Below are 14,033 nucleotides of genomic sequence, written 5' to 3' on the forward strand. Positions count from 1 at the left end.
CCATATTTCCATTGTTGTTACATTAATTTAACGCAACTAAAATGGAAATATTGTTCAGCTATTCTTGAGTAGGATTAATTCGTTAGAACAATATTGTGTTTTTCGATTATTTTTCTAAGGTTGATCAGGGCATATCGCATTCTCCCCAGTGCCGTATTGATACTAACCCCAGTGTTTTCGGAAATTTCCTTGAAGCTCATATCCTTGTAGATACGCATAATCAAAACTTCTTTTTGATCATCCGGTAATTCTTCGATCAGTTCCCTTAAATCCGTATCAATTTGATCTTTGATCAACTGCTTTTCGGCATTCAATTTGTCATCACCTATTACAGAAAAGATATTGAAATCCTCATTCCCCTCAAACATTGGCATCCTTTTATTTTTCCTAAAGTGGTCTATAATAAGGTTATGCGCAATTCTCATTACCCAAGGTAAGAACTTGCCCTCTTCACTGTAGTTTCCTTTTTTAAGGGTTTTGATAACCTTGATAAAGGTATCCTGGAAAATATCCTCGGTTATATCCCTATCCAATACTTTGGAATAAATAAAGCTTGTAATACGTTGATTATGTCTGTGGATAAGGATTTCCAATGCTTTCTCATCGCCGCTGATATAATCTCTTACTAGTTCTGAATCTTCAATCTGTAATTCCATATTAGTTACTTTCATTAGGTGACAGGGTGGGGATCCTGATTTGGTTATTAATTAATTGTAATTAGTCGTTCAATTCTGATATAAAACTAGATAAATCACACCCTGTAGGAAAAAGTATGTTGTAAAACCGCCTTTTTCTGATGTGAAAACATGGAAACTTATTTTCTATACAATAAATACACATTTTAATAGTTACTTACGCCATTTAAAAAAGGCTATGTAAATACCTGGATGTGGTAAACCTCCGCTAGTAGTACCTTAATCGATAAAACACAAAACCCCGGGAAATGCTTTCCCGGGGTTCCTGTAGTATGGTAGAAGATACAACTAGTTCAAATTACTTTCAAATTGTATGCCTTTGGCTTCCGTTATATTGAGTGATTTTGAATAATCCAGTAGAAACTTGATCGTTTCAGGTTTCGCGGATACTTTTTTAGAAGTGTTTTCTGTAGTCTGGTAAATTTTTTCCATATTCTTCCGTTTTGGTTACATCTAAAAAACGCCAACGGAACCAATATAGTAGATCCACTCGACCTGTTACCAATTAATTCGTTAAAACTATACTATTGGCTTCTACAAGCTTCCTAAGGTTGATCAACGCGTAGCGCATCCTGCCCAGAGCCGTGTTGATACTTACACCCGTATTTTCAGAAATTTCCTTAAAACTCATATCCTTAAATAGACGCATATGCAAAACTTGTTGTTGGTCCTCGGGAAGTTCCTTTATCATTCTTAACAGATCCGTATCGATCTGCTCCTTGATCAATTGCTTTTCGGCATTTAATTTTTCGTCACCCATCAACGAAAAAATGTTGAACGAATCCGTTCCATCGCACATGGGCATTCTATTGCTTTTTCTAAAATGGTCTATAATTAGATTGTGGGCAATACGCATTACCCAAGGCAAAAATTTACCTTCTTCATTATAAGCACCTCGCTTGAGTGTGCGTATGACTTTCATAAAGGTATCCTGAAAAATATCTTCGGTGAGTTCCCGGTCCCCTACTTTGGAATAGATGAAACCTGTCAAACGTGCGTTGTGACGGTTGATTAGAACCTCAATGGCCCTTTCATTACCGTTCATGTAATCCTTAACCAAATGGGAATCTTCAAGTTCCTGTATCATAAGCCTTACTTTTGTGGGTTAAATTGGGGGTCCGAAAGCCCATGGGGCAAGCGGATTTTTACATCATTTTTAACTTCAAAAGTAATTTTAGGCTATAGGCACTTGTTTTTAATTGAAGTTCAAATATATAAAAAAATAAATACTCCAAAAAAAATGTGAAAAACTACTCGATGAAATGAGATTTGTGGCATTTGGATTTTTAGCTAAACTCCATAGTGTATCTTTGCAATTTTATTGAATGCTATGACTACACTATCCCAGGTTGACCCTAAAAAAAACATAATTATAAAGGGTGCTAAATTGCACAATCTTAAGAATGTCGATGTTGTAATTCCCAGGAACAAATTGGTAGTTATAACAGGCTTATCGGGTTCCGGTAAGTCGAGCTTGGCCTTTGATACGCTTTTTGCCGAGGGGCAACGAAGGTATGTAGAAAGCCTTTCCTCCTACGCTAGGCAATTCCTTGGGAAATTGGACAAACCCAAAGTCGATTATATAAAAGGCATTGCCCCGGCCATAGCCATTGAGCAAAAGGTAAACTCAACGAATCCTCGATCGACCGTTGGCACTACTACCGAAATTTACGATTACATAAAGCTGCTCTACGCCCGAATTGGGAAAACCTTTTCGCCCATATCAGGTAATGAGGTAAAGAAGAATACCGTATCCGATGTTATTGAATACGTTAAGAACTTTGAAACCGATACAAAATTATTGCTCTTGGCCCCCATAAAAATTAGGGAGGACAGGAATTCTGTAAAATCGCTCCAGTTATTTTCCAAGCAAGGATATGCCCGAATAAAATACCAAGGCAAGATAATTCGAATAGATCAGGCACCTGCCGATATTGGAAAGGAATTTGACCTAGTGGTAGATCGAATCATAACCAAGGACGATGAAGATTTTTATAACCGATTGGCAAATGCCGTGGACAACGCTTTTTTTGAAGGGAAAGGGCAGTGTATCATTGAAGAGATGGAAAATTCGAAGCAACGCCTATTCAGCAATAAGTTTGAACTGGACGGCATGACATTTCTAGAACCGAACGTACATCTTTTCAGTTTCAACAATCCCTATGGGGCCTGTCCTAAATGTGAAGGGTATGGCGATGTTATCGGTATCGATGAAGACCTCGTAATACCCAATACGGCACTTTCCATTTATGAAAATGCCGTTTTTCCATGGCGGGGCGAAAGCATGGGCTGGTACCGCGACCAGTTGGTGAACAGTGCCTATAAATTCGATTTTCCCATTCACAAACCCTGGTTTGAACTATCGGAAGAACAACAAAAATTGGTCTGGGACGGGAACAAGCATTTCATCGGCCTTCATAAATTCTTTGAAACACTGGAGGAAAAAAGTTATAAAATCCAGAACAGGGTGATGCTTTCCCGTTACCGCGGCAAGACAAAATGCAATGTTTGCAATGGGAAAAGGCTAAGGCCGGAGACGGAATATGTGAAAATTGGCGGCAAGTCCATTTCGGATTTGGTGGGACTGCCCCTTGAGCGATTGATACCATTTTTTAGTGATTTGGAACTTTCTCAACATGATGCCAAAATAGCCGACAGGCTATTAAAGGAAATCAATACCCGTTTGGGGTTCTTGGACAAAGTAGGACTTAATTACCTAACCCTGAATAGAAAGTCCAATACCTTATCCGGTGGGGAGAGCCAGCGGATAAATCTGGCCACTTCCTTGGGGAGTAGCCTGGTAGGTTCCATGTACATTTTGGATGAACCCAGTATTGGGCTTCACCCCAAGGATACGGAAAACCTAATCGAAGTATTGCTGTCCCTAAGGAATTTGGGCAATACGGTCATCGTTGTGGAACATGACGAAGATATCATGAAAGCTGCAGACGAGGTAATCGATATTGGCCCGGAAGCCGGTACCCATGGCGGAAACATCGTAGCCCAAGGCACCATGGAGGATATCCTAAATTCCACCTCCCTAACTGCCAGTTATTTGAACGGTACCAAAGAAATAAAGGTCCCCATCGAAAGAAGGACTTCCAAAAACCATATAGAAATTATTGGGTGCAGAGCCAATAACCTTAAAAACATGAACGTGACCTTTCCCTTGGATATGCTTACCGTGGTCACGGGGGTATCGGGCAGTGGAAAGAGCACCTTGGTAAAAAAGCTGTTGTATCCCATAATCCTTAAGGAAACGGGAGGTTATGGTGAGAAAGCAGGCCAGTTCAGTTCCGTCAACGGAAAATATAAGCATATTAAACATGTGGAGTTCGTGGACCAGAACCCCATCGGGCGCTCCTCCCGCTCCAATCCGGTTACCTATATAAAGGCCTATGATGAAATACGAAACCTTTTTGCGGGCCAAAAACTGAGCAAGATCAGGAATTATCAAGCGAAACACTTTTCCTTTAATGTGGATGGAGGCCGATGCGAAAAGTGCAAGGGAGAAGGTGAAATCACCGTAGAGATGCAGTTCATGGCCGATGTACATCTGGAATGCGATACCTGCAACGGAAAACGGTTTAAAAAGGACGTATTGGAGGTCACCTTCAACGATAGGAATATTGATGATGTTCTCAATATGACCATTGACGATGCCATCGCTTTTTTTGAAATTGGGTTACAAAATAAGATTGTTGCCAAACTTAAACCTTTACAGGATGTGGGCTTGGGCTATGTAACCTTAGGGCAATCCTCCTCTACCCTATCCGGTGGTGAGGCACAACGTATCAAATTGGCTAGCTTTTTGGTAAAAGGTGCTACAAAGGACAAGGCACTTTTTATATTCGACGAACCCACGACCGGACTCCATTTTCACGACATCCAAAAACTCTTGAAATCCTTCAACGCCTTGATAAAGAAAGGACACTCAATTGTAGTAATTGAGCATAACATTGACCTTATTAAATGTGCCGATTATATAATCGACCTAGGCCCCGGTGGCGGCGAAAACGGGGGATATCTTTTGGCAGAGGGCACCCCTGAGGAAGTGGCAAAAAACTCCAAATCTTTTACGGCGAAATATCTTCAGGTAAAGCTATAATCCCTTTAGTATAGAAATTTAGGGGAGTTAATTATTTTTTAATATTCTGTTTATAAATACTTTATATGGATTGAGAAATTTTTGGCACGCTGTTTGTTTTATATCAGGCGAGTGCAAATAGTTGCACTTAGAATTTAAAACCTTATATCATGAAAAATTTTGTACTCCTTTTTGCGGCGGTAATTTTGGGCACTACAGGTGTCTTGGCCAAAAGTACAGTAGAAGATAAGGTTGCAACGCGCAATGCTTATAGGTACAACAACTCATTTATTTTTGTTGAAAATGGCATTACGTTTTCAGTATATCCAGATGGGGAGTTCGATTTCTACATTGAGGATTATGTTACTGGAAGAAGAAATGGAATAACCTTCAACTCAGGATATGATTATAGCCCTTACGCACAGTATGATGATTACGGTGCGGTGATTCAAGTGGAAAACGTTCCTATTTATTACGACTATTATGGTAGGGTTACCCAAATAGGCGACGTGGATATTAGATATAGAAACAATAGGGTACGCAGCGTTGGTGGGATGTTCGTTTTCTATGATAACAGGGGATTTTACGATTACCATACCGGATTCATAAACATCTATAACAGACATTATGTATACCGACCATTCCATGGATTTTTCGTAAGACCGGCCATAGGATTCGCCTTGGTTTTCAACAGACCTTACAGAAGGTTCTACACGCCAATTAGATACACCTATTACAGACCTTACAGATTCAACACCCGTAGGGCTTATGTAGAGATCGGTAGGGAGCACAGGTACAATCAAGTAAGGCGCGAGCGGGCCAGTATTTATAGAAATGACAATAGAGTGGCGGTTAGGGAGAACTCCTACAGAGGTAATAAGGGCGTGACCTATAGAAACAATAACAGCGTCCGTTCCAATACCAATACGGCTAGAAGAAGTGATGATTTTAAATCTGGTAGAAGTGTAGCTTCAAGAAACAACGGACGAAATTATGACAATACCGTTAGAAGGTCGTCTACCGTGAACAGAAGCAGTGCCACAACGGTAAACCGAGGTAGTAACAATACGGTCAGAGGTAACGAAAAAAGAAAAGTAGTATCCACTAGGGAAGTAACCAGAACCCCAAGAAGTACTACGGTTAAAAGAAGTACCACTACCTATAATGCACCTGTCAAAAGAAGTACGGTGAACCGTGGTAGCGATCGTGGAACCGTAACCCAGAGAACCGTTAAAAGGACCGTTTCCAAAACTCCTTCTAACGATAGGAGCACGGTAAGCAGATCTACAAGGTCGGTGAATAAAGCACCGTCCCGAGGTACTACCAGAAGTAGCAATTCAAGATCAGCTTCTCGAAGGAATTATGAATAATTAAAGATAGTTTTTAGGTTGGTTAGTTGTTTAGCCCTGTAGCAAATTCGTTTGCTGCGGGGCTTTTTTTTGCTGATAGGAATTTCTTTGACATATTTTAATCCAATTTAATTTTATACAAATTGCAATTAGACTACATATTTCACCATGTGCATCAATCTATTTGATCAAAACCTGGTAGCTTCCCAAAAACCTAATTCCATAAGTAGATTGAAAAAAATACATCCAAAGTTGATCCGGCAATTATTACTGCTAATATTGATTCTTTTTTTTGGCTGGCTCATATTCGACTCCATGTTACCCTATATTTCGGGGGTTTTGGGAGCACTTACGTTGTATGTCATCCTAAGAAAATGGATGAAAAGACTCCAAAAGACCCGATTGGGAAAAAGGTGGTCCGCAATTATTCTGATTACTTTGGCCAGCATTGGCATCTGCATCCCATTATCCGGTGCCATTTATATGCTAGGATTTAAAATTGGTAACTTGGCCGATAAATCGGAACAAGTTATCAGTGCTTTTAAGGAACAAGTCTTCGTATTGGAAAAGCATTTAGGTTATGATATTTCAAATGCCATTGACCCGCAACAGGCATCGGGGTGGGTTACTGACAACTTTTCGGGCTTTGCAAGTGGTACCCTTAACATAGTTGTTTCCATTGGGGTACTTTTGATCATCTTATATTACATGCTCATAGGTCCAAAGGAAATGAGGGATTCCTTAATGGAATATATTCCGTTGAGCAATAAAACATTGGTTACCCTGGGAAATGAAATAGACAAGGTGGTCCGTTCCAACGCAATAGCAATACCTTTGGTAGCAATTGCACAAGGAATTATCGCTCTTATAGGCTTTTTTATTTTCGACATTGATAATCCGTGGTTTTGGTTCGTAATCGTCACCATAGGATCCATGATACCTTTTATTGGGACCTTTGTCGGGATTTTTCCGGTATTCGTTTTGAGTCTGGCCAGTGGAAACGACTTTCAGGCGTGGGGAATTTTTATTTACGGAATGGTCGTGGTAGGTTCTACTGACAACCTTATTCGGCTTTTGTTACTTCAAAAATTGGATAGCATCCATCCATTGATAACCCTTATTGGTGTACTTCTGGGGATACCCCTTTTTGGATTTGTAGGACTAATTTTTGGTCCCTTAATTGTAAACCTATTTTTAGTTTTGCTTAAAGTTTATAAAGAGCAGTACGGTTTACGAAAATCGGAAGAATCACGTCAAATATAAATTATTTTCTACCCAAATATCTATGCAAAACGGCATGAATATCTTCTGAAATTCGGAATTTATAAAGTATCAATAAATAAACCACCGAAATTAAAATACTTTTGACCCCTATATTTAAGATGGGGTGAAATGAAAACGGTATCGCGGAAAAAACAAGCGCCAACCCTAGTACCAACAAAAGGACTTTTAAAGTTTCCTTTGTGAAAGGCTGAAGACCAAACTTGGTTTTCACGTAGTACAACTTCAATGAGTTGTAAATAAAAAACGCCGAAAAACTGGCAATGGCAGCTCCCTGCAGCCCAAATTTTGGTATCAACCAAAGATTGAAACCTATCGCCAAAATGGCCAATAAAACACCAAAAAACAACACGGATGTATAGTATTTGGAATTGAACAATATAGAGTTATTGTTGCCCAACAAGGAATCATAGACTTTTACCAAACCTATCCAAAACACAATGATATATCCCTCACTATAATCCGATGGCAAAAGTTTGTACAGATCCTGTAAATTCAGCAGTATTAAAATCAGCAGCAAGGATGAAACTATGAATAAGGTCAGGGAGCTTTTCCGATACAATCCTCCAAGCGACTTCATATCATTGGCGTTGATATATTCGGCCGTCATGGGGTAGGTTATTTGATGCATCGCCCTACTGGGTACGGCAATTACGGTAGCCATAAAGCCTGCAACGGCATAAAAGGCCACGTTTTCAATGGGCAAATAATTGTTGAGCATGACCTTGTCCACCTCCATAAGTACAATGGCGGTAGACCCTCCCAAGATTATCAAGGCACTGTATTGAAGGATTTCCCGCCAATTGGAAGGTAGTACAGCCGTCAATTTTGGAAACCGAAGTCGGTACGCATACAACTTCATGATAGCCACTCTCAAAATGTAAAACCCCACCAAGGCATTGATGAATTGGGGCACATCCAGTACCTGCAACCAAAGGAGAACCAGTAAAAGGCTCTGCCCTATCCTACAAAAAATCTCTTTCATGAAATTTCCAAAAATCGACTTCATCCGGATTCTGGCCCATGCGTAGAAAACCTCAAAATAGGCCATGGAAATTCCGATCAGGAATATTTGCCAAACATAGTCCCGCACAACCGGGTTTTCATTTGATAGCAATTTCCCAATGGCCTCATTGGCAAAAAAACTGATTACACCTATAGGAACGATAAAGAGCAACGGTAGAAAAAGCATCATGCCCAAAAATTGGTCCTGCTCCTTTTCGGTATTAAAACTACTGTAAAACTTTACAAGGCTATTGGGCACTCCAAAGGCCAAGATAGGCATAAGAACCCCGGATACGGACAAAATCAATTGAACCAGACCATAATGTTCCGGCTGCATAAAATTAGTATATAGAAATAGCGTATTTACCGCACCAATGGCAAATCCAAGGTAGGTAACCATGGTATTGCTCAAGGATTGTTTTAGTACGATGCCCATGCTAAATATAATCTGCCAATTGCCTCGTTAGTTCACGCCTGCTGTAGCGCTCAATATTCGTAGCCGATGATTTTAATGAATTATTCTGAAACTGCTGAAACCAGTTTAAAAGTACCATCTTAAGCTCCGACTCCTGGGTGTGGTTAAAAACCTCGCCCGATGTCGTTTCCAATATCATTTCCGCTACTTCCCAATTTTCAGGCCCAATACCCAAAATAGGCCTTCCTGAACGTACATATTCAAAGAATTTTCCAGGAATGATTCCTTTTGTTTCCTCGGAATCGATTTCCACCAATAATAATACTTGTGATTTTTGCTGATATAAAACCGCCTCCTCATGTGGTACATAGCCAATGATGATGACATATTCATTTAAACCAAATTCGTTCAGGGAATCCAGGATGTCCTGCCCCACGACGCCCACAAAATTTAATTGTAGGGATTCTTTGAATTCCGGATTTTCGCGCACCAATTCACCCAACACCTTCCATAATTTACATGGGTTTCGTTTGGTAAGCATAGATCCAATATGGGCTATGGTAAACTTTTCATCCAAGGTAACGGGCTTTCTTTCCCCCATGTCATAACCATTGGTGATTACTTTGATGGGTTTTGGGGTAAGGCCCTGGAATTCTTGCTTCGTGGTCTTGCTTGTAACCACGATTTTATCGGCAGTATTCAAGACCTTTCGCTCAAGTTCCTTATGCTTTTTTTGTGCCGATGTCGTTAGCTTCAGTTTTTTATGATAGCCAATAGAGGTCCAGGGATCCCTAAAGTCGGCTATCCATTGCAGCCCCAATTGCTCCTTTAATTTAAGTCCGATAAGATGTACACTGTGCGGGGGTCCGGTAGTAATAATGGTTTCTATCCCTTCCTCCTTCAAAATAGGACCCAATAATTTAACGGACGGATTCACCCAAAATTTTCGGGCATCGGGAATAAAAAGATTTCCCCGTATCCAAAGCATGATCCGTTCCAATACGGACTGATTCTTCTCGGAAATGACCCCGGAACTTATCCGTTGGGTCTTCCTGCCGGATATCAATTTTGAGAGTCCATAGGGTTCGAAGATTTTATGTTTTATGATTTTAATATCGATTGGAACATCCGCAAGCAGGGATGCATCCATTAAAGGATAATGTGGATTTTTGGGAATGTAAACCACCGGCTCCACACCAAAATCCCGAAAATAGGATACAAACTTTAACCATCGTTGTACTCCGGGGCCGCCTGCCGGGGGCCAGTAATACGTGATGACCAAAGCGCGTTTCATTGGGAAGTTTCTCCTTTTTTGGTTCTCCAAAAAGAATATCCAATGCCACCCAAAAGCACCAAACCAAGGAGAATGGTACTTGCCAAGGCAATCGTGCTACCTTGTTCTACGACTTCCGGCTCAAACTTAAATTCAATGGTATGTTTTCCCTCGGGTACACGCATGGACCTTAACACATAGTTTACCTTAAAATGGTCGGTGCGTTGTCCATCCAAATAGGCGTTCCAACCTTGTGGGTAGTGCATTTCACTAAAAACCGCGACTCCCGCATTAGGATTGTAGGAACTGTAGGTCAGATGATTGGGCTCATAATCCGTCAATTGAATAGTGGCGGTGGAATCCACTTGAAAATCAAGACGATTGATATTGTTTACTTTTTCGGAATTATAGACTGCGACGTTCTTTGTGTCCAGACTATCCAAAGCGAGTATCTCCTCGTTGGCAGATTCTACGGGCTTTAGCTTTCTAACAAACCAAGCATTTCCATTGGCATCTGGATTTTGAATGGGAAATATGTTGCCTTCCTGATCTTGCCGAATCACATATTTAACGTTCAACATATTGAATACGGAAAGATTCCCCTTGTAGATATGGAATTCATACAAGTCCTGTATACCGGCAGGTTTGGCCGCATGGTATCCCGTAATGCTTTGATGGAAATAGGCCGTTTTTGCCGAATCAAAACCATCGGTTTGATCAAAAACCCTATATACCCCATCGTCTTCCATAATCAGCTTATCCGCTTCCGAAGCCTGAAACGGCTCCAGCATCCTCCGTTTGGCCACAAAATTATCGGCGTTCACATACCTAAGGTTCACCCCTACCAAATCAAATACCACGAGCATTCCGATACCCAATACGACCCAATTCTCCTTGAGTTTCCCTTTGAGGTACAACCAGACCAAGCTAGCGGTTATCAACACGTAAATCAATGACCGAATAAGATCGTTCGTGTACACTGCCTTACGGTCCAGTCGCAACATTTCAGGAAGTTCCTCTAAACCGGTCATGCGCAACCGTTCGTCCGAAGGCCCCGTAAAATCGAACATTCCCTTGACAAGGAACAACAAGACTCCTAGAGTCAAAACTACCGCTCCGGCATATTTTAAGGAATTCAACTTATCCGAGGGAGGGACTTTAGGTGAAAATATCTTTTTCAAGGCCAAGATGGCCAAGAGGGGCGCACATAATTCCAATACGACCTGGATGGAGGAAACCGCCCTAAACTTATCGTACAGCGGAAAATAATCGATCATGAAGTTTGTGAGTCCGCTGAAATTCTTTCCCCAGGAAAGCATCAACGACATCAACACCCCGAACAACAACCACCACTTATGTTTTCCCTTGACCAAGAACAATCCCAAAATAAACAGGAAAAATATAATGGCCCCAATGTAGGCAGGACCGGATGTCCCGGGTTGTTCTCCCCAATAAAGAGGTAGTCCGCTAACAAAATCCAAGGCACTGGACCTGGGCAGTCCTTTGTCTATCAAATAGTTGAAGGATTTTGAGTCCTCACCTAGGTTTTCCTGACTTGCCCCACCAAATAGCCGGGGAACGAACAAGTTTAAGGATTCCGTAATTCCATAACTCCATTGCGTGATGTACTCCTTGCTCAATCCATCCGTGCTCGCCTTTGGGGAACCATCAGGATTAATGGTCAGTTCACTTTTGCCCCTGGTACTCCAATCTGCATATTCCTTCGTGGCCAGAAGGCTTGTGGCATTTGCGGCAATACCCAATGCGACAGCCGCTACCAAAATTCCAACCGAGATAACATAGTGTTTTAATTCCTTTCGTTTGATGGCATCGACCAAATACGCTATCCCCAAAACCAGTACCAGCAACATGAAATAATAGGTCATTTGGTAGTGGTTGGCCACAATTTCTAATGCCATTCCCAAGGCCGCCAGTAAAAATCCGGATAGGTATTTCTTTCTAAATACCAACACGATACCCGCCAAAAGAATGGGCAAATATCCCAATGCATGGGCCTTTGCATTGTGTCCCGCTCCAATAATAATGATCAAATAGCTCGAAAAGCCAAAGGCCAAAGCCCCTACAATGGCCAGTTTATAATCGACCTTCAAACAACAGAGAAGAATATAAAATCCGATAAAATAAAGAAATAGATAATCTGCGGGCCTTGGTAAAAATCGGATGGCCCGATCCAATTCCTTGACGTAATTGTGGGGATAGTTTGCCCCCAACTGATACGTGGGCATGCCCCCAAAAGCACTGTTGGTCCAGTAAGGCTCTGTTTCCGTTCTTTTCCTGAAATCGTTTTGTTCTTTGGCCATGCCCGTGTACTGGGCAATGTCATTCTGAAAAATTACCTTTCCCTGAAGTACTGGATGAAAGTAGGCCAGTGCGGCGATGATAAGGAATACGGTGACAAAAAAATGGGTAATAAAGAATTTTAGACCTTTCTTCATGTTCCGGTGGTTGGTTAGACAAAGATAACTAGTCTATTTCTTCAAAATCGATATATTCCCCAACTTTTTCGGAATTGCTCCTTTTCTTGGCCGACTTTTTTTTGATGATAACGTCACCTACTTGCTCCTCTTGCTGATTGGATTCTGGCTGGAATCCTTCAAAGGTCTTCCTAAAATGCGACTCGGTCTTTTTAGCCGCGTAATTCAATATTTTAGGCGCGAACATCCTTGCCAAAATTTTCAGCAGGTAGTACACCAATAGAATTACCAGGATTGTTTTTAAAAATGCCATTTATTTGGATTGCTACATATCAAAAATACAATTATCACGTTGTATAACTAGATTCAAAGTATTAAAATAATTATAAAGTCGTTTCCATGGGCAAGCCCTTTAGTAGCAAAAGAATCCTATTACAACTACTGGTTTTATTGATTGTGCCTTTGTCCGTCCTGGCCCAATATACGGATGTTATAAATTCTAACAGGCCTGGACTTTCCGTAAGTGCTTATGCTGTGGGAAGAAATGTTGTGCAGCTGGAAATGGGTCTATTTTATGAACAGAGCGACCATACACTGTTGAACACGCAATCCGATTCTTGGGGATCAAACTTTTCATTGCGATACGGATTGTTGTTTGAGCGTTTGGAACTAAACTATGAAGGTACTTTTCAAGATCAGGATATTATATATGAATTCTTTGACCTTAAGGCCAAGAGAAGGGATTTTTCCAGGAATAGATTGGGTCTTAAGTATTTAATCTACGACCCGTATAAAAATCCGGAGCGGAACAAACCCAATCTTTACAGTTGGCGCGCCAACCATAAGTTCCAGTTTAAAAACTTGTTGCCTGCCGTCTCCCTGTATGCGGGAGCCAATTTTGTTTTGGGCGACAATCCCTACTATCCGGGAGAACCCACCTTTTCGCCGCGGGTCATGTTGGCCACCCAAAGCAGGATGACGCCAAGAATGGTCATGATCACCAATACGGCTTATGATAGAATTGGAACCGATGACCCAGAATTGAGTTATATAATTTCCTTCTCACATGCCTTTAGAAACCCCAAATGGAGTACCTTTTTGGAACATCAGGGAATACAAAGCGATCGCTATTCAGATTTATTATTACGTGGAGGGGTTGCCTATTTGTTCAATGAGCAACTTCAAGTAGATATGGGACTAGGGGCAAGTTTTAAAAATACACCGTCCCGTGTTTTTGTGAATATAGGGGGGTCCTATAGGTTTGACTTCCACAAAGATAAATTGGTCCCCATCGAAGACCAAAAGTCCAATGAAAATGGGGGTGCCATCAAGAAAAACTCCATGAAAAAGGAGAAACGAAAAGATAGAAAATCCCGGGGAAGCGGTGCGGAAGACGTGGATTTGGGACCGTCCAAAAAGCAATTGAGAAAACTCAAAAAGGCCCAAAAAAAAGGAAATAGGGACGACAGCGAAATTGACTTCTAAATTTCGAT

Annotated in this window: 11 protein-coding genes; 4 read left to right on the top strand and 7 right to left on the bottom strand. The window is 41.1% G+C overall.

Going from position 1 to position 14,033, the window contains the following annotated elements; all coding sequences use genetic code 11:
- Positions 1-74: 74 nt before the first annotated feature.
- From F0361_RS15305 to F0361_RS15310, 3 genes are all read right to left on the bottom strand, one after another.
- Positions 75-656, bottom strand: a complete 582-nt coding sequence (locus F0361_RS15305) for an RNA polymerase sigma factor (protein WP_154920308.1) — start codon at positions 654-656, stop codon at positions 75-77.
- 327 nt (positions 657-983) lie between these two features.
- Positions 984-1,127 carry a hypothetical protein gene (locus F0361_RS18795; protein WP_162850214.1) on the bottom strand — a complete coding sequence of 48 codons (144 nt, stop codon included), beginning with the start codon at positions 1,125-1,127 and terminating at the stop codon, positions 984-986.
- A 73-nt stretch (positions 1,128-1,200) separates the two neighbouring features.
- Positions 1,201-1,782: an RNA polymerase sigma factor gene (locus tag F0361_RS15310; RefSeq protein WP_154919880.1), complete on the bottom strand. Its 582-nt coding sequence runs from the start codon at positions 1,780-1,782 to the stop codon at positions 1,201-1,203.
- 243 nt (positions 1,783-2,025) lie between these two features.
- On the opposite strand from F0361_RS15310, the gene uvrA reads away from it, so the two are divergent.
- The 3 genes from uvrA to F0361_RS15325 all read left to right on the top strand — a co-directional run bounded on the left by uvrA (position 2,026) and on the right by F0361_RS15325 (position 7,394).
- Complete coding sequence (gene uvrA / locus F0361_RS15315) at positions 2,026-4,803, top strand: excinuclease ABC subunit UvrA (protein WP_154919882.1); 2,778 nt, start codon at positions 2,026-2,028, stop codon at positions 4,801-4,803.
- Positions 4,804-4,952: 149 nt separating this feature from the next.
- The gene (locus F0361_RS15320) at positions 4,953-6,152 is read left to right on the top strand and encodes a hypothetical protein (RefSeq protein WP_154919884.1); all 1,200 of its coding nucleotides are present in this window, start codon (positions 4,953-4,955) and stop codon (positions 6,150-6,152) included.
- Between the two features lie 147 nt (positions 6,153-6,299).
- A complete protein-coding gene (locus F0361_RS15325) occupies positions 6,300-7,394 on the top strand; it encodes an AI-2E family transporter (RefSeq protein ID WP_317131741.1) in 1,095 nt (364 codons plus the stop codon).
- A 1-nt stretch (position 7,395) separates the two neighbouring features.
- Here the strand turns inward: F0361_RS15325 and F0361_RS15330 are convergent, their stop codons facing one another.
- Genes F0361_RS15330 through F0361_RS15345 form a run of 4 tightly spaced genes read right to left on the bottom strand, consistent with a single transcriptional unit; the run spans position 7,396 to position 12,853 of the window.
- Complete coding sequence (locus tag F0361_RS15330) at positions 7,396-8,853, bottom strand: oligosaccharide flippase family protein (protein ID WP_154919887.1); 1,458 nt, start codon at positions 8,851-8,853, stop codon at positions 7,396-7,398.
- A gap of 1 nt (position 8,854) precedes the next feature.
- The gene (locus tag F0361_RS15335; protein WP_154919890.1) at positions 8,855-10,126 is read right to left on the bottom strand and encodes a glycosyltransferase family 4 protein; all 1,272 of its coding nucleotides are present in this window, start codon (positions 10,124-10,126) and stop codon (positions 8,855-8,857) included.
- Positions 10,123-12,561, bottom strand: a complete 2,439-nt coding sequence (locus F0361_RS15340) for a YfhO family protein (RefSeq protein ID WP_154919892.1) — start codon at positions 12,559-12,561, stop codon at positions 10,123-10,125. The genes F0361_RS15335 and F0361_RS15340 overlap by 4 nt, the downstream gene beginning before the upstream one ends.
- A gap of 28 nt (positions 12,562-12,589) precedes the next feature.
- Positions 12,590-12,853, bottom strand: coding sequence for a DUF4834 family protein (locus F0361_RS15345; protein WP_138258371.1), 264 nt, complete (start codon positions 12,851-12,853; stop codon positions 12,590-12,592).
- A gap of 86 nt (positions 12,854-12,939) precedes the next feature.
- Between F0361_RS15345 and F0361_RS15350 the strand changes: the two genes are divergently transcribed.
- On the top strand, positions 12,940-14,025 hold the full coding sequence (locus F0361_RS15350; protein ID WP_154919894.1) for a transporter: 1,086 nt from the start codon (positions 12,940-12,942) through the stop codon (positions 14,023-14,025).
- Positions 14,026-14,033: the final 8 nt, after the last annotated feature.

Origin of the sequence: Maribacter flavus (assembly GCF_008386635.1) — a bacterium.
Lineage (GTDB): Bacteria > Bacteroidota > Bacteroidia > Flavobacteriales > Flavobacteriaceae > Maribacter > Maribacter flavus.

What these genes read in the sequence shown, in the direction of transcription:
- F0361_RS15330 (WP_154919887.1), bottom strand. Translation starts at nt 8,853, where the DNA reads ATGGGCATCGTACTAAAACAATCCTTGAGCAATACCATGGTTACCTAC.
- F0361_RS15310 (WP_154919880.1), bottom strand. Translation starts at nt 1,782, where the DNA reads ATGATACAGGAACTTGAAGATTCCCATTTGGTTAAGGATTACATGAAC.
- F0361_RS15305 (WP_154920308.1), bottom strand. Translation starts at nt 656, where the DNA reads ATGGAATTACAGATTGAAGATTCAGAACTAGTAAGAGATTATATCAGC.
- uvrA (WP_154919882.1), top strand. Translation starts at nt 2,026, where the DNA reads ATGACTACACTATCCCAGGTTGACCCTAAAAAAAACATAATTATAAAG.
- F0361_RS18795 (WP_162850214.1), bottom strand. Translation starts at nt 1,127, where the DNA reads ATGGAAAAAATTTACCAGACTACAGAAAACACTTCTAAAAAAGTATCC.
- F0361_RS15340 (WP_154919892.1), bottom strand. Translation starts at nt 12,561, where the DNA reads ATGAAGAAAGGTCTAAAATTCTTTATTACCCATTTTTTTGTCACCGTA.
- F0361_RS15350 (WP_154919894.1), top strand. Translation starts at nt 12,940, where the DNA reads ATGGGCAAGCCCTTTAGTAGCAAAAGAATCCTATTACAACTACTGGTT.
- F0361_RS15325 (WP_317131741.1), top strand. Translation starts at nt 6,300, where the DNA reads ATGTGCATCAATCTATTTGATCAAAACCTGGTAGCTTCCCAAAAACCT.
- F0361_RS15345 (WP_138258371.1), bottom strand. Translation starts at nt 12,853, where the DNA reads ATGGCATTTTTAAAAACAATCCTGGTAATTCTATTGGTGTACTACCTG.
- F0361_RS15335 (WP_154919890.1), bottom strand. Translation starts at nt 10,126, where the DNA reads ATGAAACGCGCTTTGGTCATCACGTATTACTGGCCCCCGGCAGGCGGC.
- F0361_RS15320 (WP_154919884.1), top strand. Translation starts at nt 4,953, where the DNA reads ATGAAAAATTTTGTACTCCTTTTTGCGGCGGTAATTTTGGGCACTACA.